Annotated in this window: 17 protein-coding genes; 12 read left to right on the forward strand and 5 right to left on the reverse strand. The window is 71.5% G+C overall.

The features are described 5' to 3' along the window. Positions 1–45 precede the first annotated feature (45 nt). From C1A38_RS00215 to C1A38_RS32115, 3 genes are all read left to right on the forward strand, one after another. On the forward strand, positions 46–723 hold the full coding sequence (locus tag C1A38_RS00215) for a class I SAM-dependent methyltransferase (RefSeq protein WP_102655881.1): 678 nt from the start codon (positions 46–48) through the stop codon (positions 721–723). A 126-nt stretch (positions 724–849) separates the two neighbouring features. After that, on the forward strand, positions 850–1,413 hold the full coding sequence (locus C1A38_RS00220) for a LemA family protein (RefSeq protein ID WP_102655788.1): 564 nt from the start codon (positions 850–852) through the stop codon (positions 1,411–1,413). A 27-nt stretch (positions 1,414–1,440) separates the two neighbouring features. Then, on the forward strand, positions 1,441–3,270 hold the full coding sequence (locus C1A38_RS32115) for a DUF2207 family protein (protein WP_102655789.1): 1,830 nt from the start codon (positions 1,441–1,443) through the stop codon (positions 3,268–3,270). A gap of 6 nt (positions 3,271–3,276) precedes the next feature. Here C1A38_RS32115 and C1A38_RS00230 read toward each other — a convergent pair whose 3' ends face one another. After that, a complete protein-coding gene (locus C1A38_RS00230; protein ID WP_102655790.1) occupies positions 3,277–4,239 on the reverse strand; it encodes an ArsR/SmtB family transcription factor in 963 nt (320 codons plus the stop codon). 59 nt (positions 4,240–4,298) lie between these two features. Here C1A38_RS00230 and C1A38_RS00235 point away from each other — a divergent pair, with 59 nt between their 5' ends. From C1A38_RS00235 to C1A38_RS00265, 7 genes are all read left to right on the forward strand, one after another. Next, the gene (locus C1A38_RS00235; RefSeq protein ID WP_199180021.1) at positions 4,299–5,519 is read left to right on the forward strand and encodes an MFS transporter; all 1,221 of its coding nucleotides are present in this window, start codon (positions 4,299–4,301) and stop codon (positions 5,517–5,519) included. Between the two features lie 100 nt (positions 5,520–5,619). Beyond that, entirely contained in the window at positions 5,620–7,545 is a 1,926-nt protein-coding gene (locus C1A38_RS00240; RefSeq protein WP_233196538.1) for a DUF8832 domain-containing protein, read from the forward strand. A gap of 212 nt (positions 7,546–7,757) precedes the next feature. Further along, complete coding sequence (locus C1A38_RS00245) at positions 7,758–10,778, forward strand: beta-xylosidase family glycoside hydrolase (RefSeq protein ID WP_286045558.1); 3,021 nt, start codon at positions 7,758–7,760, stop codon at positions 10,776–10,778. Positions 10,779–10,849: 71 nt separating this feature from the next. Then, positions 10,850–13,261 carry a family 43 glycosylhydrolase gene (locus tag C1A38_RS00250; protein WP_102655792.1) on the forward strand — a complete coding sequence of 804 codons (2,412 nt, stop codon included), beginning with the start codon at positions 10,850–10,852 and terminating at the stop codon, positions 13,259–13,261. Positions 13,262–13,288: 27 nt separating this feature from the next. After that, positions 13,289–13,921, forward strand: a complete 633-nt coding sequence (locus tag C1A38_RS00255) for a hypothetical protein (protein ID WP_102655793.1) — start codon at positions 13,289–13,291, stop codon at positions 13,919–13,921. Positions 13,922–14,015: 94 nt separating this feature from the next. After that, positions 14,016–14,909, forward strand: coding sequence for a hypothetical protein (locus tag C1A38_RS00260; RefSeq protein ID WP_102655794.1), 894 nt, complete (start codon positions 14,016–14,018; stop codon positions 14,907–14,909). 65 nt (positions 14,910–14,974) lie between these two features. Beyond that, positions 14,975–15,502: a P-loop NTPase family protein gene (locus C1A38_RS00265; RefSeq protein WP_102655795.1), complete on the forward strand. Its 528-nt coding sequence runs from the start codon at positions 14,975–14,977 to the stop codon at positions 15,500–15,502. Between the two features lie 12 nt (positions 15,503–15,514). Here the strand turns inward: C1A38_RS00265 and C1A38_RS00270 are convergent, their stop codons facing one another. From C1A38_RS00270 to C1A38_RS00280, 3 genes are all read right to left on the reverse strand, one after another. Further along, positions 15,515–16,150 carry a response regulator gene (locus tag C1A38_RS00270; protein ID WP_102655796.1) on the reverse strand — a complete coding sequence of 212 codons (636 nt, stop codon included), beginning with the start codon at positions 16,148–16,150 and terminating at the stop codon, positions 15,515–15,517. Further along, on the reverse strand, positions 16,122–18,251 hold the full coding sequence (locus C1A38_RS00275) for a sensor histidine kinase (protein WP_102655797.1): 2,130 nt from the start codon (positions 18,249–18,251) through the stop codon (positions 16,122–16,124). The genes C1A38_RS00270 and C1A38_RS00275 overlap by 29 nt, the downstream gene beginning before the upstream one ends. A gap of 107 nt (positions 18,252–18,358) precedes the next feature. Continuing rightward, positions 18,359–19,057, reverse strand: coding sequence for a hypothetical protein (locus C1A38_RS00280; RefSeq protein ID WP_102655798.1), 699 nt, complete (start codon positions 19,055–19,057; stop codon positions 18,359–18,361). Between the two features lie 225 nt (positions 19,058–19,282). On the opposite strand from C1A38_RS00280, the gene C1A38_RS00285 reads away from it, so the two are divergent. Both C1A38_RS00285 and katG read left to right on the forward strand, forming a co-directional pair. Next, positions 19,283–19,714, forward strand: coding sequence for a Fur family transcriptional regulator (locus C1A38_RS00285; RefSeq protein WP_102655799.1), 432 nt, complete (start codon positions 19,283–19,285; stop codon positions 19,712–19,714). Positions 19,715–19,780: 66 nt separating this feature from the next. Then, positions 19,781–21,985: a catalase/peroxidase HPI gene (gene katG / locus C1A38_RS00290; protein ID WP_199180022.1), complete on the forward strand. Its 2,205-nt coding sequence runs from the start codon at positions 19,781–19,783 to the stop codon at positions 21,983–21,985. A gap of 95 nt (positions 21,986–22,080) precedes the next feature. Here katG and C1A38_RS00295 read toward each other — a convergent pair whose 3' ends face one another. After that, positions 22,081–23,229, reverse strand: a complete 1,149-nt coding sequence (locus C1A38_RS00295) for a DUF2332 domain-containing protein (RefSeq protein WP_158244821.1) — start codon at positions 23,227–23,229, stop codon at positions 22,081–22,083. Between the last annotated feature and the right edge of the window lie 34 nt (positions 23,230–23,263).

Consider the following 23,263-nt stretch of genomic DNA (forward strand, 5'->3'; position numbering starts at 1 on the left):
GATGCAGGGGTGACACCGCCCGGCGGGCACGAGGAGGTAGTGAGCATGGGAGATGCCCGTACCCCGGCGCAGGGTGGGACGGGAGTCTCGCACCCGATCTTCGCCCGGCTCTACAGCCGGTTCAGTGCGCAGCTCGACCGGGCCGGTGTCGCCGAGCATCGCCGGGCCCTGGCCGCCGGCCTGGCCGGGCGGGTCGTCGAGGTGGGTGCCGGCAATGGTCGGATGTTCGCGCACTACCCGCCCGAGGTGACCGAGGTGGTCGCCGTCGAGCCGGAACCCCGGCTGCGGGCCGCGGCCGTCGAGGCGGCGCGCAGCGCCCCGGTCCCGGTGACAGTCGTCGACGGCCTCGCCGACGCCCTGCCCGGCGACGACGGTGAGTTCGACGCGGCGGTGCTGGCGCTTGTGCTCTGCACCGTGCCCGACCAGGCGGCCGCGCTCGGTGAACTGCGCCGGGTGTTGCGTCCCGGCGCGGAGCTGCGCTTCTTCGAACACGTCGCCGCACCACCGGCCACCGGGCTACGTCGCGTTCAGCGACTGGTGGACGCGACCGTCTGGCCGCTGCTGGTGGGGGGTTGTCATACCGGCCACGACACCGCTGCGGCGATCACCGCCGCCGGCTTCGTCGTCGAGGAGCTGCGCCGGTTCCACTTCCCCGAGACCGGCCCGGTGGGACCGGCCACCCCGCACATCCGGGGACGGGCCCGCAACCCGGGACCGCGATGAGTCGCCGTCCGCCACGGCCACCGCTGTGCGGGCGGGACAACCGTTCGCCTGATTGCGCCCCGTGACTAGGCTGCTCATGCTCGGGCCAGTGCTGCCGGGGGGTGGGGGATGGGCAGAGGAATCCTGATGAGCATCGCCGGCGGCGTGTTCTGCCTGCTGGCGGTGCTCGTGCTCGGTTGGGTGCTGGTTGCGTACAACCGGCTGGTCCGTCAGCGCAACCAGGTGCAGGCCTCCTGGGCGCAGATCGATGTGCAGCTCAAACGCCGCTACGACCTGATCCCCAACCTGGTGGAGACCGTCCGGGGCTACGCGGCGCACGAGAACGCGGCCCTGACCGGGGTGATCGCCGCCCGCAGCGGCGCGATCGCCGTGGCCGGTGCCCCTGCGGTGGTCCACCGGGCGGAGGCGGAGAACACCCTCACCCAGGCCCTCGGGCGACTGTTCGCCGTCGCCGAGGCGTACCCGGAGCTGAAGGCCAACCAGAACTTCGCGTCCCTGCAGGGCGAGCTGGCCCGCACCGAAGACAAGATCGCCTACGCTCGGCAGTTCTACAACAGCGCGGTGTTGACCTTCAACACGACAGTCCAGTCCATTCCCACCAACCTGGTTGCGAACCTCGGTGGGTTCCGGACGACGGAGTTCTTCCAGGCCGACGGCACGGAACGCGCCGCCGTCCAGGTCCGGTACTGACGGCGACCGCGCACGAGGGAGGCCGGGTTGTTCGTCGATCTCGCGGTGAGCGCGGTGGCGCTGGTCGGCTGGTTCGCGGTGTACGGTGCCGTCCGGTTCGCCACCCGACCGGCCAGCCCGACACCGGCACCGGCCACCATGGAGCTCGGCGACGAGCCACCGGCCCTGGTCAACATGCTGGCCAACCGGTGGACGGTCACCGAGGACGCGGCCGAGGCGACCCTGCTCGATCTCGCGGCCCGTGGCTTCGTCGAGCTGCGCCAGCCGGGCGACGACCCGATGCAGACCACCCTGCACCTGCCCGCCTCGCCGCCGGACGAGTCCGGGCTGCGTCCGTACGAGCGCAGGGTGCTCCACCGGGTGCGGGGTCTGGTCGCCGGTGGGGCGCTGCCGCTGACCGCCCTGACCTTCCGCGACCAGGGCCAGGCCAGGGCGTGGAACAGGCGGTTCCGCGCGGAGGTGGTCGACCACGCGCGGGAGGCCGGGTTGTCCCGGCGACGCTTCGGCCCGAACGTGACCGTGCTGCTGTCCGCCGCCGCCCTGGCCGCCGGGGTGTTCGTCTGGCTCGCCGTCACCAACTACGGACTGTCGCATCCGGCGGGGGGCACTCGGGGACTGGCCGCCGGGTTCTTCACCTTCGCCGTGCTGTCCACGCTCGCCGCAGCGACGCCGGGCGAGCGGGACACCTCCCGGGGGGCCGAGGTGGCGGCGCGGTGGCTGGGGGTGCGGGACTGGCTGCGGGGGCATGAGCAGTTCGCCGAACTGCCCCCGGCCTCGGTGGCGATCTGGGACCGGTACCTCGGCTACGGCGCGGCCCTGGGCACCACCCACCTGACCAGCGCGGTCCTTGACCTGGGCATGGGTAACCGGAAGCTGGTCTGGTCGTCGTACGGGGGCACCTGGCACCGGGTGCGGGTCCGCTATCCCCAGGGGGCCCACCACGGTCGCACCCTGCCGGGACTGCTGCTCAGAGCGGTGCTCCTCGGCGGGCCGGCGGTCTTCATGCTGAAACTCTTCGGCCCGGTGGCCGATCCGACCCCGACCAGCGACTATCCGGGCGCCGGGATCTTCCCCATGGTCCTCTTCGGCCTGGTCGTGGTGGCGGGGCTGATGCTGACCCGGGCCGTCTACACGGTGGTACGCGCGGTGGTGGACATGTTCACCGAACGCACCATCACCGGCGAGGTGCTCTGGGTGCAGGTGTGGAAGTCGACCTCCCGCGGGAAGAACATGCCGTCCCGGCCCTGGCTGTACCACCTGGCGGTGGACGACGGCAGCGGCGATCGGACCACCGCCTGGGGGCTGCCGAGTCAGTGGGCCGGAGACTGCCACGACGGGGACACCGTGACCATCCGGGTACGCCCCTGGTCGCGACGGGTGGTCGCGTTCGCGGTGGTGGGCCACGGTCGGTCCCGGAACCTGGCCGAACCGGTCACCCACCCCAGCGAGATGTCGGCCGCGACCGGTGCCGGATCGCCCGCGTACCTGATCACCCCGGAGGAGATCGGCCAGGCGCTGGGCCTGGCGGTGCACGCCCCCGAGGCGGTCGACCTGCCCGGCCCGTTCACCGGGGTGCAGTTCCGGGCGGCCGGCGACGGCCAGCCGGTGCTGACCATCCAGGCGGTCTCCGGTACGGCGGCACAGTGGATCTGGCAGCTCAACACCCGAGGTCAGGAACTGCCCGGAGTGGGCGACGGGGCGTACCTGCTCGGCGAACGGGCCGTGCTGCGCCTCGGTGACCGTACGCTGCTGGTGACCCTGCTCGGTGCCGCCCGATCCAGGACGGCCAGCCTGCCGTGGCTGCTGACCCAGGCCGCCACCCGGGCCTCGGCGGACCGGCCTGAGACCACCGGCTGAGCGGGGTCATTCGGCGGCCATCGGCCCACAGAGGATCGCTCCGCGCGGGGTCTGCCAGTAGAGCACCTCCCGGCCGGAACGACGCTTGGTCACCAGACCCGAGTCGAGCAGCACCCGCAGGTGGTCGCCGACCGCCCCCAGGGACAGCCCGGTGACCGAGGCCAACTGCGAGGTGCTCAGCGGGCTGGTCAGCCGGACGAGGATGGCCGCCCGATTCGCGCCGATCAGCCGATCCAGTCCGTCCGGCACCGGTGGGGCGGTCTCGGCGAGGATGCCGCTGGCGGGATAGACCATGCCGAAGCGGGTCGGCTGGTCCCACAGCACCCAGCCACGCGCGCAGTGGGCCGGCACGAACACCAGATGTTCGGCCCGGTCCAGCGGCAGCGGTGCCGCCGGGTAGTCGTTCACCCGCAGCCAGCCGTCGCCCAACCATCGCATCTCGGGGTCGAAGCCGGCGACGGCACCCGCCCAACCCTCGGCGCTCAGCCGCGCGGTGCGGGCCACGATGTCGGCCATCAGCCGCCGCCTGCGCTCCGGCCACTCCGGCTGCACCGTGTGCGTCCAGACCCAGTCCAGCAGGAACACCACCTGCTCGGTCAGCCCGTCGGCGCACAGCACGTCGGGTAACTGGCCCGGCCGGCACACCAGCAGGTCGGCGCGGACCTGCGCGTCGCCGCGCCCGGCGACGACCGCCAACTCCTCGGCGAAGCTGGGCGCGGCCGTCGCGGGCGCGAGGGTGAGGAAATCCGCCGTCCACCGTGGTTGGAAGGCCGCCGCCAGCAACGCCCGCACCGCCGGCCGCCGCGCCACCATCTGCTGGTACGCCCCGAGGTGCGGGCGTCGCCAGGCGTGCTGCCAGGGGCGACGTGGGCTGTGCAGGGCCCGTAGCGCGGCGACGGTGTCGGTCATCGGCGACACGACGAACCGGCTGCGCGCCAGCAGGTCCACCGGCACCCGCCAGATCGACATGTTTCGCCTCCAGCCGTAACTCTACGTCGTACGCCTCGACGGCCACGAGGATCGATCCGGTGAGGACGTACTCGGAGCTGTTCACCGTTGCCGAATTCCGCAATCTCTTCCTGGCCAACTGCGCCGGTATCGCCGCCCACACCACCTCGGCGCTGGCGCTGGGCTCGCTGACCTACGCCACGACCGGCTCCGCCCTGCTCACCGCGTTGAGCATGTTCGGTGCGCCGCTGGCGGGTGTGCTCGGCAGCCTGACCCTGCTCTCGGCTGCGGACAGCCTGCCGCCACGTCGGGCGTTGAGCCTCGCGGCACTTGTCGCACTCGTGGGCGGCGCGCTCCAGGTGGTGCCCGGTCTGCCCTTGTGGGCGCGGTTCGCGGTCATCCTGATCGTCGCGTACGTCGGGTCGATCACCGGCGGTGCCCGGTGGGCGTTGATCAACGACATCCTGCCGGCCGGTGGGTACGTGCTGGGTCGCTCGGCGATGAACGTGAGCGTCGGCGTCGTGCAGATCGCCGGGTTCGGGGCCGGTGGGCTGCTGTTGGTGTGGCTGGACCCGTACCAGGTCTTCGGGGTGGCCGTCGCGCTGCGGGCGGTGGCGCTCGCGGTGACCCGGTTCGGGCTGCGGGAGCGGGCGGCCCGGTCGGCGGCGACCGCGTCGACGCGCCGCACCCTGCGGATCAACCGACAGTTGTGGCGGGAGCCGGGCTGCCGGTCGCTCTACCTCAACCTGTGGCTGCCCAGCGGTCTGGTGGTCGGCTGCGAGGCGTTGTTCCTGCCGTACGCGGGGGAGCGGGCCGGGTTCCTCTTCGCCGCCGGTGCGCTCGGCATGCTCACCGGTGACGTGCTGGTCGGGCGGTTCCTCTCGCCGGCCGCGCGGGACCGCTGGGTGCTGCCGCTGCGGCTGCTGCTGCCCGTGCCGTACCTGGTGTTCCTGGTCGGTCCGGGGTTGCCGCTGGCGATGCTCGTCGCCCTGGTCGCCTCGGTGGGTTTCGCGGCCTCGTTGCCGTTGCAGGAGCGGCTGATCGCCCGCGCGCCCGCCGAGGCACATGGCCAGGTCCTCGGCCTGCACCACAACGGCATGATGACCGGCCAGGCGGTCTGCGCGGCCCTGGCCGGGTTGCTGGCCGACGTGCTGGCGACGCACTGGGCGGTGGCGCTGCTGGCCGGGCTCTCCCTGACCACGACGGCGCTGCTCACCCCGGGTCTGGCCGGCACCCGACCGGCCCCGGTCACCGGGTCGGCCGGGAACCGGACGGCGGTCGCAGGGCGTCGAGGCCCATGAGTGTCTTGACTTTTGCCATCTATGCAAAAAGATAGATGCGTCTTGGCCAAAGCTGCGCCGTCGTGAGGATGAACTGATGCGTCGTTGCCCTCGGACCACGGTGCGTGTCACCTCTGGCCTGCTCGCCCTGCTGCTCGCCACGGCGGTCGCCCTGCTCGTCACACCGACGCCGGCGTCGGCGCACGGCAGCCTGGCGATGTCCACCCCGAAGGCCGACGCCACGGTGAGCGAGCCGCTGACCACGGTGCAGCTCTACTTCACCGAGCAGGTGGTGCCGAACGCCCACTTCGCGGTCACCGCGCCGGGCGGCACCCGGGTCGACAACGGCTGGTCGCACGGGCAGCCCCGGCAACTCGACCGGCCGGTGCGGGAGTACTTCCTGGTCGACGGCACCTTCCAGCCGCGCGAGTACACGACGGGTTTCCCGGCGGTGGTGAACCTGGCACACCTGCCGGCGAAGGGTCGCTACACGGTCAGCTACCTGTCGGTGGCCTCCGACGGCGAGCCGGTACGCGGGACGATGAGCTTCCGCTACACCGGCCCGGCGACCCCGGCTCCGGCCGGCTGGCGTCCGCCCACCGACCAGCCGGACCCGGCCCTGGTCGCTGCCGCCGACCAGCACGGACACGACAGCGAGCCGTCAGCCGCCTCCGCCGCCCCGCCGGCGGAGGCCCCGCCGGCCGCCGCACCGGCACCGACCTCGGACGGCGGTCCCGGCGCCGGGACCTTCACCACCGTCGCGATCGCGGTCGCCGCTGCCCTGATCGGTCTGCTCGTCTGGCGTCGTCCGGTGCTCGTCGGTCGGCTGCTCGGGCGAGCGGAGCGCACCCCACCGCGCGCTCGCGGCTCCCGCAAGGGACCGAAGAGCACGCCCTCCCGTTCGGCCGCACCGGCCGGCCGGACCCGGTCCGGCTCCGCGACCAGGGCCCGCCCCGGCGCGACCGACCGACGGCGTACGACTGCCGTTGCGGCGGCCCGCTCCGGCGGCGAGGCCGTCACCGCCAGCCCCGCCGCGACTGCACCCTCGACGGCCCAGTCGACGCCACCCTCGACGCCACAGTCGACTGCGCGGTCGACAGCGCAGGGCGACGAGTCGCCGCCGGTCGATCGGTCGAGCAACACCCGGCTGGCGTTGCTCGTCGGCGGGTTGGTGGTCGCGTTGCTGGCCGGGTTCGGGCTCGGTCGCCTCGGTGGTGGCGAGCAGCGGGCGGCGACCGACGCGCAGCCGGGCGGCATCAGCGTGCCCGCGGCCGGCTCGGCCGCCGACGGGCACCAGCATCCGCCGGGCACCGGAGCACACGCGCACAGCGCAGACGGCGGCGACCAGGTCGCCGGGGCGTGGGTCAGCGCCGCCGGATACACCATGCAGCCGGTGCAGCGGTCTCAGCCGCCCGGCGTACGGGTGGACTACCAGTTCCGCATCGTCGACGGCAACCGGCAGCCGGCGACCGACTTCGCGGTCGTGCACGACAAGCCGCTGCACCTGATCGTGGTCGGTCGTGACCTCAGCGGCTACCAGCATCTGCACCCGAGCATGAGCCCGGACGGCGTGTGGACCGTACCGCTGGAGTTGCCCCGGGCCGGTGACTACCGCCTCTACGCCGACTTCTCCGTCACCACCGCCGACGGCCGGCAACTGCCGCTGGTGCTCGGCGTCGACCACCACGTGCCCGGCGTCTACACCCCGGCACAACTGCCCGCACCGGAGCCGAAGGCCACCGCCGGGCCGTACACGGTGTCGATGGAGGGTACGCCGACCATCGGACTGAGCGCCCCGATCGTGCTGCGGGTCGCGGGGGCCTCCGGGCCGGTGCAGTTGGAGCCCTACCTCGGCGCGTACGGGCACCTGGTCGTGGTGCGCGAGGGTGACCTGGGCTATGTGCACGTTCACCCGGAACCGGAACTTGTCGACGGGGCGGTCACGTTCTGGCTGACCGTGCCGAGCGTCGGACGGTACCGGGCCTTCTTCGACTTCCAGGTCGACGGGAAGGTGCACACCGCCGACTACACGCTCGACTTGAGCTGACCGCCTCGACGTCCACTGTGGTGGCCCGCGCGCGCCGCGTCTCCACCCGGCCCCGCTCCAGATCTGTCGGGAGCGGGGTGTGGGAGCGCTCACATCGGACCTTCCGGGAGATGTTGCTTGAAGATTTCACGCAAGTATCGAGCGGGGTCTTGACGATCGTTGTTAGCGCTAACACGATAAGGGTCCCGTCACGCTCGCGTCTGGAGCTCGCTATGCAAGTGTCCGTCGCCGCTGCCGCCGACCCCCGCCCCAAGTCCGGGCCACCTCGCCCCATCACCTCGTTACGCACCGTCGCGCGTGCCGCGACCCGCCTCCTCACCGCGCTGCGACCGCCCCGCCGTGGCCTCGCGTTGGCCACCGCCGGTGCGCTTGTCGGTGCCGGCGCGGTCGTTCCCGGCACCGCACACGCCGCCGAACCCTGGTCGCCCCGCCCGTCGTACACCTCGACCGACCGGGGTGACGGCACCTACACCGTGCCGCTGCTGCGCTCCGACGTGCCGGACATCAGCGTGGAGCGGGTGCCGGCCGCCGAGAACGACGAGGGCCGGGACATCTACTACATGATCAGCACCACCATGCACCTGAGCCCGGGTGCGCCGATCATGAAGTCCTACGACCTGGTCAACTGGGAGATCGTCAACTACGTCTTCGACCGGGCGAACATCAGCGACTCGTTCTCGCTGCGCAACGGCCAGAACTCGTACGGGCAGGGCCAGTGGGCCTCGTCGCTGCGCTACCACGACGGCATGTTCTACGTCGCCTTCAACACAAACAACCTGGGCGGCGCGTACATCTACCGCACCGACGACATCGAGAACGGCGCGTGGCAGCGTACGGCGCTCGGTCGGGGGCTGCACGACCCGTCGCTCTTCTTCGACCACGACGGCACGCCGTACATCTTCTACGGCAACGGCAACATCAGCGCCGTACGCCTCAACGCCGGGCTGACCGCCATCGTGGCCGAGTACCCGAACGTGTTCACCGCCAACGACTACGCCGGCCAGCCGTTCATCGGCGGCCTCTTCGAGGGCGCACAGTTCTACTACATCGACGGCCACTACTACGCGGTCATCATCACCTGGCCCTCCGGTCAGGGCCGCCAGGTGGTCATGCTCCGCTCACCGGAACTGCTCGGCCGGCACACCGCCCCCGGCGGGGTGAACACCTGGCAGGCGCGCGGCGTGCTCAACTCCAACGGCTTCGCCCAGGGCAGCCTGGTGCCGATCGCCCGCCCCGGCGGCGCCACCGACTGGTACGGCATGTTCTTCCGGGACACCTTCCCGATCGGCCGTATCCCGGCACTGATCCCCGCCACCTGGTCCGACGGCTGGCCGACGTTCGGCACCAACGGCGTGGTGCCGGTCGAGGGCGCGTTCGACAAGCCGATCCGGCTCAGCCCGGCGGAGGAACTGTTCGAGCAGCAGAAGAGCATCGTCGTCTCCGACGACTTCGCCAACGACGCGCCGCACAAGGCGTACATGGACGAGCAGTGGACGATTCCGACGCCACCGGCCGTCGACGAGTCGCTGCTCGGCGTCGAACTGCTGGACAACGCCGGCTTCGAGTCCGACGAGGTGTCGCCCTGGGCCGCGCAGTTCGGTGCGACCCTCGCGCGGGACACCGCCGACCCGGCGACCGGCTCGGCGGCGTTGAAGGTCAGCAACCGTACGCTCAACGGCTCCGGCCCCAATCAGTACCTCGCCGGCAAGCTGCAGCACGGCGTCACCTACACCGTCTCCGCGAAGGTCAAGTACACCTCGGGCCCGAGCAGCATCCGGTTCAACCTGGTCGCCGACTGGGGCACGGGCGTGCAGGTGATGACCTTCGGCACCGTCCCGGCGGGGCAGTGGACCACCGTCACCGGCCAGTACACCCTGCCGGCCTCGGCGAACCTGAGCAACGTCAAGTTCGCCGTGGAGACGCCGTGGGCCAACCCGCAGCCGGCCTCGTCCAGTGTGGAATATCTGCTCGACGACGTGTCGATCATCGGGCAGCCCTCCACCACCGAACATCCGACCGAGGCCGAGATCCGACCCAACGGGTCGCGGCTGGACATGGCCTGGGAGTGGAACCACGCTCCGGACAACCGGTACTGGTCGCTCACCGACCGGGAGGGTTGGCTGCGGCTGACCACCGGCAAGGTGGTGACCGGCGACTACGTCTACACCAAGCTGTCCAACCGGGCCGAGCTGGCCTGGTTCGAGGAGGCCCGCAACACGCTGTCGCAGCGTACGTTCGGCCCCCGGCAGTCCGCCGAGACCAGGATGGACATCTCCCGGATGCGCGACGGTGACGTCGCCGGGCTGGCCGCCTACAACCGGGGCTTCTCGTACGTTGCGGTCAAGCGGGCCGGCGGGGTGAACACCCTCGGCGTGGTCAACCGGGGCCAACCCTTCGCCGTCGACCTCGACCAGTCGACGCTGGAGAACTTCCTGCCCGGCACTACCGTCGCGCTGGGTGATGCCACCGAGGTGCACGTCAAGGCCGACCTGGACTTCGCCGCGCCGACCGGGCAGCTGTGGACCACCTTCCACTACAGCCTGGACGGGTTGACCTGGACGCAGTTGGGCAACCGGGTCGGTCCGCAGGTCCTCGACGGCAGCCTCGCCCACTTCATGGGTCACCGGGTGGGCCTGTTCAACTACGCGACCCAGCAGACCGGCGGCCAGGTCGACTTCGACCACTTCCTGCTCAGTGACACCCTCACCGCGCAGAACCGGCCGTTGGACACCACCGCGCTCGACGCGGCCATCGCGTACGCCGGCACGCTCGACGAGGCGCAGTACCCGGCCGACGCCTGGGCCGCGATGCGGGCCGCGCTCGCCGCCGCGACCACGGCACGGGCCGGCGAGTTCGGCACCCAGAACCAGATCGACGCGCCGGAACGGGCCCTGAGCTACCAGCTCGCCCGGCTCGGCGTGCTGCGCGCCGCCACCGGCGAGCTGCCGGTCACCGTCAGCGCGCAGACCCGGTGCGTCGCCGGCAAGGTCTACCTGGCGGTGCAGGCCCGCAACGACCACGACGGGCCGGTCGACGTGGTCGTGGAGACCGCGTACGGCGAGCGCAGCTTCCCGGCCGTCGCGCCGGGCGCCAACGCGTACCAGCAGTTCACCACCAGGGCGACCGCCATCCCGGCCGGTACCGCGACCTTCCGGGTCACCGGCACGGTCGACGGTCGGGACGTGACCACCGTCCGCACCGCGGATCACGCCGCCACCACCTGCGGCGGCTGACCCCCGAGCTGCCCCGGGGCCGGACCCACGCCGGCCCCGGGGCCCCGTCCCACGTTGAAGGAGGACATTTCGTGACACCACATCTGCGAAGGGCGACCCGTCGCCGGGTCACCGCGATCGCGGCTGCCGGCCTGCTGCTGGCCGGCTTCGTGTCGGCGGCACCGGTCCAGGCCGCCGACACGAACCTCATCGTCAACGGCGGCTTCGAGGAGGGCTTGACCGGCTGGTTCGTCAACAACGGCAACTCCACCGACGCCGCCACGCTCACCCCCACCAGCGACGCCTGGTCCGGTGCGACAGCGGTGCACGTCACCAACCGGGCGACCACCGGCTCCGGACCGATGCAGGACCTCTCCGGCAAGGTCCAGGCCGGCCAGACGTACGCGCTCAGCGCCCGGATCAAGTACGACAACCCGCAGTCACCGGGGACGAAGCAGTTCTTCGCCACCATGCACTACGGCGGCGGCACCTACACCAACCTGGTAAGCGTCACCGCGACCCGGGGCCAGTGGGCGCACTTCAACGGCCAGTTCACCATCCCGGCCAGCCAGGGCGTGTCGACCGCCCGGCTGTTCTTCGAGACGCCGTGGACCAGCAATCCGGCAAGTGACCCCAACCTGCACCTGATGGACTTCACCCTCGACGACGTCTCGGTGGTCGGCGCCCCGCCGCCCCCGCCTGCGTCGAAGACCATCGAGGTGGTCGGCAAGCTGCCCGGCGAGCACAACCCGTTGATCGGGCACAAGTTCGGTGCCGACGGGTACGGCTTCGTCCACGACGGCCGGGTGTACATGTACATGACGAACGACACCCAGGGCTACGCCCCGAACCCGACCACCGGGGTCTCGCCGGGCATCAACTACGGCGACATCAACCAGATCACCGTGATCTCCACGACGGACATGGTCAACTGGACCGACCACGGCGAGGTCCAGGTCGCCGGGCCGAACGGCGTCGCGCCGTTCACCAGCAATTCGTGGGCGCCCGGCATGGCCAAGAAGGTCGTCGACGGCCAGGAGAAGTTCTTCCTCTACTACGCCAACAACGGCAGTTCGAGCAACGTGATCACGGGTGCGTCGCCGATCGGCCCGTGGACCAGCGAGCGCACCAGCACCCTGATCGACGGCCGTACCCCCGGTGCCGAGGCGGTCGCCTGGAAGTTCGACCCGGCGCCGTTCGTCGACGAGGACGGCGAGCCGTACCTCTACTTCGGTGGCGGTCCCGCGTCGACGAGCATGCCGGCGGCCGAGCGGTTCAACAACCCGAAGAACCTGCGCGCGATCAAGCTGGGCGACGACATGGTGTCGACCGAGGGCACCGCGGCCGTGGTGGACGCCCCGGTGGCCTTCGAGGCCGCGCAGGTGTTCAAGCGCGACGGCAAGTACTACCTGTCGTACTCGTCGCACTTCGGCGGCAGTGACTTCGGTGGCAACCAGACGCCGCTGCCCGGCTACCCCGGTGGCGGCCAGATCGGCTACATGATCTCCGACGACCCGATGTCGTGGCCCAAGGAGACCTACGCCGGTGTGCTGTTCCCCAACCAGTCGCAGTTCTTCGGCACCGGCACCGGCGGCAACAACCACCAGTCGGTCTTCGAGTACGAGGGCAAGTACTACTTCACGTACCACGCGCCGACGCTGAACAAGCGGATCAACGGCAACACCACCCAGGGCTACCGCAGCCCGCACATCCAGGAACTGGCCTTCAACGCCGACGGCACCATCCAGCAGGTGGTCGGCACGTACGCGGGCGTCGAGCAGGTCCGGGACTTCGACCCGTACCGGGTGTTCGAGGCGGAGACCTTCGGCTGGAGCAAGGGCATCGCCACCGCCAAGGTCGACGGTGGGTCCGCCGAGTTCGGTGGCTCCGCGCCGAACCTGATCGTCCGTGACATCGACAACGGCGACTGGACGGCGCTGTCGTCGGTGAACTTCGGCGCCGGTGCCGGCACCGTGACCGCCAAGGTGCGCCCGCTGGCGGCCGGCGGCCAGATCCAGGTCCGGCTCGACGAGGTCGGCGGGCCGGTGGTCGCCACCATCCCGGTCGACGGGACGATCGGGGAGTGGACGGAGCTGTCCGCCCAGCTCGACGGTGTCTCCGGCGTGCACGACGTCTACTTCACCTTCAGCGGCCCCGCCGGCACCGACCTCTTCGACCTCGACACCTGGCAGTTCACCGCCGCTGCCGCCGAGTTGCCGGTGACCGCCACCGCGCAGACCCGGTGCATCGGCGGCACCGTGTACCTGGCGGTGCAGGCCCGCAACGACCACGACGGGCCGGTCGCCATCGAGCTGGAGACCGCGTACGGTAAGCGCTCGCTGTCCGCCGTCGCGGCCGGGGCGAACGCCTTCCAGCAGTTCAACACCCGCACGGCGACGCTCGCGGCCGGCACGGCGACGGTCCGGGCCACCGGCTCGATCGACGACCGGACCGTGACCACGACCCACACCGTGAACCACCCGGGCGCCACCTGCGGCGCCTGACACCTACGGGCAGAAACGGAGCATTCGATGGACACAGGCAAACGCAAGCGGCTGCTGGCGGCCGGTGCCGCTGTCGGTCTGCTGGCCGGCGCGGTGGCGGTGGGTTCGCCCGCCTTCGCCGAGCCGGGTGACGAGGCCGGGGTGGAGGTGACCGTCGAGATCGAGGAGATCCGGGAGCCGGGTGTCCTGGCCATGACGGTCGCCGCGGACTCGGTGTCGTTGTCGGAGGACGGGTCGACGCTGTTGGTCCGCCAGTTCACCGGCACTTTGCCGACGGTGACGGTCACCGACACCCGTACGGCCGACGAGGTGCCGGCCGGTGCGGCGTGGGCGGTGTTGGGTAGCGCCACCGATTTCGTCGGTGACGCGGATCAGGCGCCGATCGGTGCCGGTCACCTGGGCTGGAAGCCGAAGCTGATCGACGGTGGCGACACCGGCCTGGTCAGCGAGGGTGAAGAGGTCGTCACCGTGCTGGACGAGCCGACTCAGCCGGGTAACAACGTGGGTCTGGTCGACCAGGAACTGCTGGTCTCGACCTTCGATTCGGGTGCGGTCGCCGGTGGCGAGTACACGGTTGACGCGGATCTGTTCCTGCGGACTCCGGCGGATGTCGAGGCTGGTGCGTACACCTCGACGCTGACCCTGTCCCTGTTCGAGTGAGTCGGTGGGGGCCGCCGCCCGGCGGCCCCCATCCCGGCCGGATCCGGTCGCGGATCGGCGAAACCAACAGGGGCCCGATTACGTCAGATCGGGCATGACAACCTCACGCTACGGGCGACTGGCCGTTCTGCCCCTGCTGTTGCTGGCGTCGGCGGCCTGCGGCCAGCAGGCCGGCGCCGACGGCGCCGGGGACTCCGGCGCTCCCGAGAAGTCCTACTCCGCCGACACCGTGGTGTTCCGGATGGACCACGTCGGCGGGTTCACCACACCCGCCATGCTGGCGACCCGGCTGCCCGCCGTCAGCGTCTACGGCGACGGGCGGGTGATCACCCAAGGGCCGGTCACCCTGGCCTATCCCGGCCCGGCCCTGCCCAACCTCCAGGTCGGCACCATCAGCACCGCCGAGCTGGAGAACCTGATCAAGGCGGCCCGGGAGGCCGGCGTGGGCGGCGTGAGCGACCTGGGCAGCCCGCCGGTCAGCGACGTGCCCTCCACCCGGTTCACCGTCTTCGACGGCACCCGGACCGAGCAGCTGGAGGTGTACGCGCTCGAGGTGGGCGCGGACCCCGGCGCGGGTGCCGGCCAGGGTGTGACCGCCGATCAGCAGGCCGCCCGGGACAAGCTGCGCGCCTTCGCCGAATCCCTGACTGCGGAAACCGGCCCGCTGGGCAAGGCGACCACGGACACCCAGGCGTACGCGCCGACCGCTGTGGCCGCCGTCGCCGAGGACTACGTGACCAACTCCGAGGTCGGCGACCAGCCCGAGGTGGCCTGGCCGGGTCCGGCGCTGCCCGGCGCGGAACTGAGCAAGGACCTGGGCCTGAGCTGCGTCACCGCCACCGGCGACCAGGCCAAGCAGGTGCTGGCCGCCGCCGCGAGCGCCAACGCGGTGACCCCCTGGAGCTCCGAGGGCAGGCAGTGGACCCTCCACCTGCGGCCGCTGCTGCCCGACGAGACCGACTGCGGCGACCTCGCCAGCAAGCGCTGACGACCGATCGGGCGGTCGGGCGCTGACCCGACCGCCCGAGCAGACCTCGACTAGGCTGCACCGCGATGAACCCGCCCTCGCGCATCCTGGTCTACGGAGTTCACGGATCCGGCAAGTCCACCCTGGCCCACCTGCTCGCCCAGCGTCTCGGCCTGCCCTGGTACCCGGTCGACGACCTGCTCTGGGAACCGCGCTGGGTGGAGGTGCCGGTCGCCGTGCAACGCAGCCGGATCGAGGCGATCTGCCGCCGCGAGCGGTGGATCCTCGACGGCGCCTATCACGGCTGGCGGGACGTACCGCTGGCCCGCGCCGACCTGGTCATCGGCCTGGACTACCCGCGCGGGCTCTCCTTCCGGTGGCTGCTGCGGCGCACCATGAACCGGCTCTCCACCGGCGAGATCATCTGCAACGGCAACCGCGAGTCGCTGAGCAGCGTGCTGTCCTGGGACTCCGTGCTGCGCTGGCACCTCACCGAGTACGGCAAGGAACGCCGACGGATGCGAGCCTGGCACCAGGACCCGTCCGGGCCTCCCGTGCTGCTGTTCGACACCCCGCAGGCCCTGGAACGTTGGCTGGCCGGCCTGCCCCGCTGAGCCGCGCGCCGCTCACAGCCCCTGTTCCCGAGCCATGCTGATCGCCTGTGCCCGGTCGGCGACCTGGAGCTTGGCGAAGATGTTGGAGACGTGGTTGCGGACGGTCTTGGTGCTCAGCCCGAACCGCGCCGCGATCTGCGGATTGGTCAGATGCTGCGCGATAAGCGTGAGGATCTCCCGCTCCCGGGCGGTGAGTTCGGGAAAGGCCGGCTCGTTGCGGGCCAGTCCGGCGAAGTAGCCCATCAGTCGGGTGGCGATGGCCGGACCGAAGATCGCCTCACCGTCGGCCACCACCCGTACCGAGCGGATGATCTCCTGTCGACGGGCGCCCTTGAGCACGTAGCCGCGTGCCCCGGCCCGCAGCGCGGCGAAGACCGAATCGTCGTCGTCGGCCATGGACAGGATCAACACCCGCACATGCGGACTCATCCGGACCAGCCGCTCGGTCGCCGCGATGCCGCCCATGCCGGGCATGGTCAGGTCGAGCAGCACCACGTCGGGCTGGAGACGACCCGACACGGCCAGCGCCTCCTCGCCACTGGCCGCCTCACCGCACACCTCGATGTCGGCACTGGTGGCCAGCAACGCCCGCAGTCCCGCCCGGAACGGTGCGTGATCGTCAACCAGCAGTACCCGGATCTGATCCATCGGTCCCCTTCGTGCCGGTGAGCAGGGTAACGGTCACCTCGGTACCGCCACCCGGTGTCGAGGTGACGACGCAGGAACCACCGAGTTCCTCGGCCCGTTCCCGCATCGAATGCATGCCGACGCCGTCGGGTCGGCCCGGCCGGCGACCGCATCCGTCGTCGCGTACCCGAAGGTGCAACATCCCGCTGTCCACCCACAGACGCAGTTCGACCGTGTCGGCCCGGGCGTGCCGGCGGGCGTTGTTCAGCGCCTCCACCGCGATCAGGTACGCGGCGACCTCGGCGGCGGCCGACAGCGGGGGCAGCGCCGCCGGCACGTCGACGAGCACCCGCGGCCCGTCGGCCGGACCGGTCGCGACGTGCGACCGCAGCGCCGCCGCCAGATCCATGGTGTCCAGTGCGGGTGGCCGCAGCCCGTTGACCAGGCGTCGTACGTCGGCCACGGCGGTACGGGCGTCGACCACGATCTCCTCCAGCAGTCGCTGCGTCGCCGTACCCGGCCCGAGTTCCTGAGCCGCCTCGGCGCGCATGGTCAGCCCGGCCAGGGTCGGCCCGAGACCGTCGTGCAGATCCCGCCGCAACCGCCGGCGTTCCTCCTCGCGGGCCAGCACCAACTGTTCGCGGGAACGTTGCAGGTCGGCGGCGAGGGACTGGGCCCGGTCGAGGGTGCGGACCGCCTGCACGGCGACGCCGATGTGTCGGGCCAGGTCACGCAGCAGCCGCAACTCCCGGGCACCGAGCGTGCTCTCCCCGGCCCGGGGACCGAGCAGCAGGTGACCGACCGGCTCACCGGCGGCCAGCGGCAGCCGCACCGGCTCGGCCGGTGGCACTCCCAACCGGTACGACCAGCCGTCCACCGTGGCGATCTCCACGTACGACAGTTGCAGCGCCTCGCGTACGGTCGCGGTGCTGGTGGCGAGGACGGCGGCGGCGTCCTGGGTCTGTTCCAGCCGCTGACCGAGCCGGGCCAGCACCGCGTACGGGTCATCCCGTTCGCCGTACACCAGCAGGTTGACCCGCCGTTGCAGCCAGTGCCGCAGCGGGGCGACGAGCAGCGCGGCCGCCGCCGCCGCGACGAACGAGACCGGCAGGTCGGCCGAGGCGTCGAAACCGGCCCCGAGCAGGCCGACGACCAGCACGTACGTGCCCCCGACGGCCGTCGACAGGGCGACGAACACGGCGGTACGGCTGATCAGCAGATCGATGTCGAACAGCCGGTGCTGCCGGATGGCGATGCCGATCGCGATCGGGATCAGCGCGCCACTGATCCCACCGGCCAGATCCCAGAACACGCTGCCGTACGGGAACAGCCCGGGACGCCCGTCGGTCCACCCGGCCACCAGTCGGGCGGCCACCACCGTGACCGCGAGCGCCACCGCGTACCCGAGCCACTTGACCTGCTGGCGGCGCACCCCGCGGGCGCGGCGGGCCTGCCAGGCGAGCGCCGCGCCCGCCGCCAGGAAGATCAGCGCGCTGGTCAGCGTGGCCGCGCCGGCGGCCAGGTCGGCGACCGGTTGCCAGCCCGCGACACCCAGCGGATTGACCGCGCCGACCGGTGCGACCTGTTCGTTGGCCCCGGGCCGCAGCGCGCCGGTGACCATCGCCGCCGCGCCGGTGACGAGCACCGCCCAGATCGCCGGCCGCCACCTCGGCGACGGCGGCCGACCGTCGGGGAAGAACACCGGGATCAGCGCCATCGCCGCGTTGCCGGGCACCCAGAGCCAGTTCTGCGGCCAGGCCAGCGCGGCGGCCAGCGGCAGCGAGCCGGGCGCCACGACGAGCCCGTGCGCCGCGTACTGGCCGCACGCCTCCTGCAAGGCGAAGCAGAACCCACTGGTCAGGGCCAGCCAGCCGATCGGGTGCTCCGGGCGACGCGCGGCTACCGTAGCGCCGACGACCGCGTTCGTCACCACCAGGAACAGGTGAGTGACGTCGTTGACCGTGGCGCGGTTGAGCACGGCCAGCCCGACGGCGGCGGCGGACAGCAGCAGCGTGGCGACGCACACCGGCCAGGCCGCCCGGCGCGCCCAGCCGAGGCGGACGTCGTGGCCCGGGTGCGTCGGCACGTCGGCCCGCTCGCTGGCCGTGCGGTGGCTGGTCATCGCGCCGCCGACACTAGCCGCCCGGTCCGGCCCGGTGGATCGGGCGACCGGCCCGGCATCTCGAACGTCATGCCGAGCCGGCCGGGGTGATCCGGGCGGTTGCACGCTCAGCTCCGTCGGGGCGCCGTACGTTTACCGAACGCCAGCGCGAGCCCGGCCACGATCGTCCAGATTCCGGCGGGCACCAGCGCGATGTACTGCACCGGCGTCAGCTGGGTGGCGGCGATCAACACGGCGATCACCGCGCTGAAGACCGCGAACCATCGGCTCACCGAACCGTGCCGCAACCCGCCGACCGCGACCGCGCCGGCGGTCAGCCCGATGCCGCCCCAGAGCCAGGGCATGGTGGCGACGATTGTCAACTGCGGGGCGATCACGTCGGGGTCGTACTGCTCGGCCGTGCCGAGGGCGAAGAACAACTCCGTCGAGATGCCGCCGCCGACGAGCAGCCCGACCAGCACCAGCCCGACACCCGTCGCGGCCAGCGCCGGCACCAGGCTGTCGGCCGGCTCCTGTGCTGCCAGGTACCGCCGGAGCCCGGCGGCGAAGACCGCCAGGCAGACGATGGCGACCACGGTCACCACCTGGTGCGCCCAGACGTAGCCGGTGCGCTCGCTCAGTGCGGCGACGTAACCGGCGTTGTCGGCCCGGAACTCCTCAGCCGGTGCGGTGAGCGTGGCCGTGGCGAAGATGCCGACCAGACCGACCAGACCACCGACCGTGCCGAAGATCGCCCAGGCCCGTCTCGGGCGTACGGCCTGCGGTGGCACCTCGGTCGGGCCGGCCGTTGTGGTGGCGGGATACATCTGTGGTTACCTCCTCGGTCTGCGGACACTTCAGCACCGACCCTGCCGACCACCCATCCCGGAGCGCATGGGTCACCCGGTCCCGACCGACCGGGATCTCATCCGGGACACCCGAGGATCCGGCGTGCGGAGTGACCAAGTCGACGCCCGGTTTCGCCCGCCGACCACCGTCCCGGGCGAGATTTCTTCTTGACTCATTCCAGAAAAGCGGCAAGACTGCACGGCATGCCGACCTCCGGGGATCTCGAACAGCTGCTGCGTGACGCGGCGCTGCGCGTGACCCGTCCCCGGGTGGCCGTGCTCAACGCGGTGTACGCGCAACCGCACGCCGACACCGAAACGATCATCACAGCGGTGCGTCGGGATCTGCCCAACGTGTCCCACCAGGCCGTCTACGACGTACTCCGCGCGCTGACCGCGGCGGCCCTGGTACGGCGCATCGAGCCCCCCGGCTCGGTGGCCCGCTACGAGTCGCGGGTCGGTGACAACCATCACCACGCCGTCTGCCGGTCGTGTGGCCTGATCGCCGACGTGGACTGCGCCGTCGGAGCGGCACCCTGCCTCACCGCCTCCGACGACCACCGCTTCGCGATCGACGAGGCCGAGGTCATCTACTGGGGCCTGTGCCCCGACTGTTCGACCGCTCAGAGTTCCTGAACCACCCGTTCCCGCAATCCTGGAAGGATCCCCGTGGCTGAGAAGCACGACGCAGTCGTAGGAGACATGCAATCGGAGGAGAGCGAGGGTCGCTGCCCGGTCACGTCCGCGCGCGCCCCGCACCCCACCCAGGGCGGGGGAAACCGCGAATGGTGGCCGAACCGGCTCAACCTCAAGATCCTCGCGAAGAACCCCGCGGTGGCCAACCCCCTCGGTGCGGACTTCGACTACGCCGAGGCGTTCAAGAGCCTGGACCTGCCCGCCGTCAAGCGGGACATCGCCGAGGTGCTGACCACCTCGCAGGACTGGTGGCCGGCCGACTACGGCCACTACGGCCCGTTCATCATCCGGATGGCGTGGCACAGCGCGGGCACCTACCGCATCAGTGACGGCCGTGGTGGCGCCGGCGCCGGTCAGCAGCGTTTCGCCCCGCTGAACAGCTGGCCGGACAACGCCAACCTGGACAAGGCCCGCCGCCTGCTCTGGCCGGTCAAGAAGAAGTACGGCAAGAACCTCTCCTGGGCCGACCTGATGATCCTCGCCGGCAACGTGGCGCTGGAGACGATGGGCTTCGAGACCTTCGGCTTCGCCGGTGGCCGCGCCGACGTCTGGGAGCCCGACGAGGACGTCTACTGGGGCCCCGAGTCCACCTGGCTCGGCGACGAGCGCTACACCGGTGACCGGGAGCTGGAGAACCCGCTCGCCGCGGTCCAGATGGGCCTCATCTACGTCAACCCGGAAGGCCCGCACGGTAGCGGTGACCCGCTCGCCGCCGCCCGCGACATCCGGGAGACGTTCCGCCGGATGGCGATGAACGACGAGGAGACCGTCGCGCTGATCGCCGGTGGGCACACCTTCGGCAAGACCCACGGCGCGGCCGACCCGAACAAGTACGTCGGCCCCGAGCCCGAGGGCGCGTCGCTGGAGGAGCAGGGCCTGGGCTGGCGCAACACCTTCGGCACCGGCAACGCCGGCGACACCATCACCAGCGGCCTCGAAGGCGCCTGGACGAACACCCCGATCGCCTGGGACAACAGCTTCTTCGAGATCCTCTTCGGCTACGAGTGGGAGCAGACCCGCAGCCCCGCCGGCGCCATCCAGTGGAAGCCGAAGGACGGCGCCGGCGCCGGCACCGTCCCGGACGCCCACGACCCGACGCGCAGCCACGCCCCGACCATGCTCACCACCGACCTCTCGCTGCGGGTGGACCCGGTATACGAGCAGATCTCGCGGCGCTTCCTGGCCAACCCGCAGGAGTTCGCGGACGCGTTCGCCCGGGCCTGGTTCAAGCTGACCCACCGCGACATGGGCCCGATCCAGCGCTACCTGGGCCCGGAGGTCCCCAGCGAGACGCTGATCTGGCAGGACCCGCTGCCGCCGGTGACCCACGAACTGGTCGACGCCGAGGACATCGCCGCCCTCAAGCAGCAGATCCTCGACTCCGGGCTCTCCGTGGCCCAGCTGGTCTCCACCGCCTGGGCGTCGGCGTCGACGTTCCGGGGCAGCGACAAGCGGGGTGGCGCCAACGGTGCCCGGATCCGCCTGGAGCCGCAGAACGGCTGGGAGGTCAACAACCCCGACGAGCTGGCCCAGGTGCTGCGCACCCTGGAGGGCATCCAGGCGTCGTTCAACGCCGCCCAGACCGGTGGTAAGCAGATCTCGCTTGCCGACCTGATCGTGCTGGCCGGCTCGGCCGCCGTCGAGCAGGCCGCCCGCAACGCCGGGGTCGACGTTGAGGTGCCGTTCACCGCCGGGCGTACGGACGCCTCGCAGGAGCAGACCGACGTGGAGTCCTTCGCCGCGATGGAGCCCACCGCCGACGGGTTCCGCAACTACCTCGGCAAGGGCAACCGCCTGCCGGCCGAGTTCCTGCTGATCGACAAGGCCAACCTGCTGAACCTCAGCGCGCCGGAGATGACCGTGCTGGTCGGTGGCCTGCGGGTGCTCGGCGCCAACTACAAGCAGTCGCAGCTGGGTGTCCTCACCGCCACCCCCGGCGTCCTGACCAACGACTTCTTCGTCAACCTGCTCGACCTGGGTACGGCGTGGAAGTCGACCTCCGAGGACGCGAACACCTTCGAGGGCCGGGACCTCGCCACCGGTGAGGTCCGCTGGACCGGCACCCGCGCCGACCTGGTCTTCGGCTCGAACTCCGAGCTGCGTGCGCTGGCCGAGGTGTACGCCAGCGACGACGCGCGCGAGAAGTTCGTGCACGACTTCGTCGCCGCCTGGGTCAAGGTGATGGAGCTGGACCGCTTCGACCTCGCCTGATCCACCCTCGACGCCCAGGTCGGCCCGTCTCACGGGCCGCCCTGGGCGTCACCCTTTCCGGACCTTGCCCTCCAGGGGCACTGCCGTACCAAGATCTACTTCTGCGCGCCGAGCGTGATCGGCGTGCCCAGCTCGGGTAGCGGCTCCAACCAGGCCAGGTGACCGTCGGCGACGGCGATCCTCCGGCTCCCGGCGGCGTCCGTGGCGGTCAGCCCGATGCCGGCCCGACCGGAGGGCGCGACACGGTGGTCCTCCTCCAGCGCGAGGTGCAGCATCGGCCCGTCCGCGGCGAAGGCGGCCACCCCCGCGTCGAAGGCCGGACGTCGGTCGACGGGCACATGGATCCGGGTCGCGGTGTGCACCACCAGACGCGGCAGCCCGGCGGGAAGGGACGCCGCGACCTCGGCACCGATGTCCGCGACGTCACCACGCACCACCCGCGGCGGATCGTCGGCCACCATCCGCATCGCCTCGGCCAACAGCGCCGCCTGATGCGCGTTCTCCGGCCACACCAGCGCGCGGAGCCAGGCCCGGTCCTCGGGGTCGGTGAGATCGGGCGGATCGAGGTCGACCCCCACGACATCGGCGACGACCGGCAGCCGGTCAAGATCGGGCAGCAGCCGGCCGTCCGGCACGTCGGCCCGGATGTGCACCCGACTTCCGCCGCGAGCTGACCATCGGCCACCGGACACAGAGTCGCCCACAGTGCTGTCGCCCACGCCCACGCCCACGCCGACGGCGCTGTCGCCCACGCCCACAGTGCTGTCGCCCACGCCGACAGTGCTGTCGCCCACGCTGAAGGCGTACCGGTCGGCGCGCAGGTTCAGACCCGCACTGCACCCCACCTCGACGACGCAGACCGGCGCCGCCGTGGCACGGCGCAGCAGCGCCAACCCGAGCCGGGTCACCAGGGATCGCTGCACGTGGTTGGTCTGCACCAGCCGGGTGGCCAGGATCGCGGCGATCCGGTCGGCATGCGTGCGACAGAACCGGGTGAAGGCCCGCCCGGTGTCCGCGTCGACCGGCCGGGCCCGTCCACCGACGACCGACGGATAGTACGCGGCGAGCGGATCGACCACGCCGCCCAGCAGCAACTGGTGCACGGCACCGAAGAGCGCGAACGTCGGCTGCTGACCCGGCCGGGTGCGCGACGCCAACTCGACCAACGCTGGCTCGTCCGCCACCACGGCGAGCAGATGCCGGTACAGCGGCGAACTGTCGAACCCCCGCGCCGTCCGAAACACCTCCGCCGTCCCTCCACCCCTCATTCCTCCGACT

It is taken from the genome of Verrucosispora sp. ts21 (genome assembly GCF_002879555.1).
Lineage (GTDB): Bacteria > Actinomycetota > Actinomycetes > Mycobacteriales > Micromonosporaceae > Micromonospora > Micromonospora gifhornensis.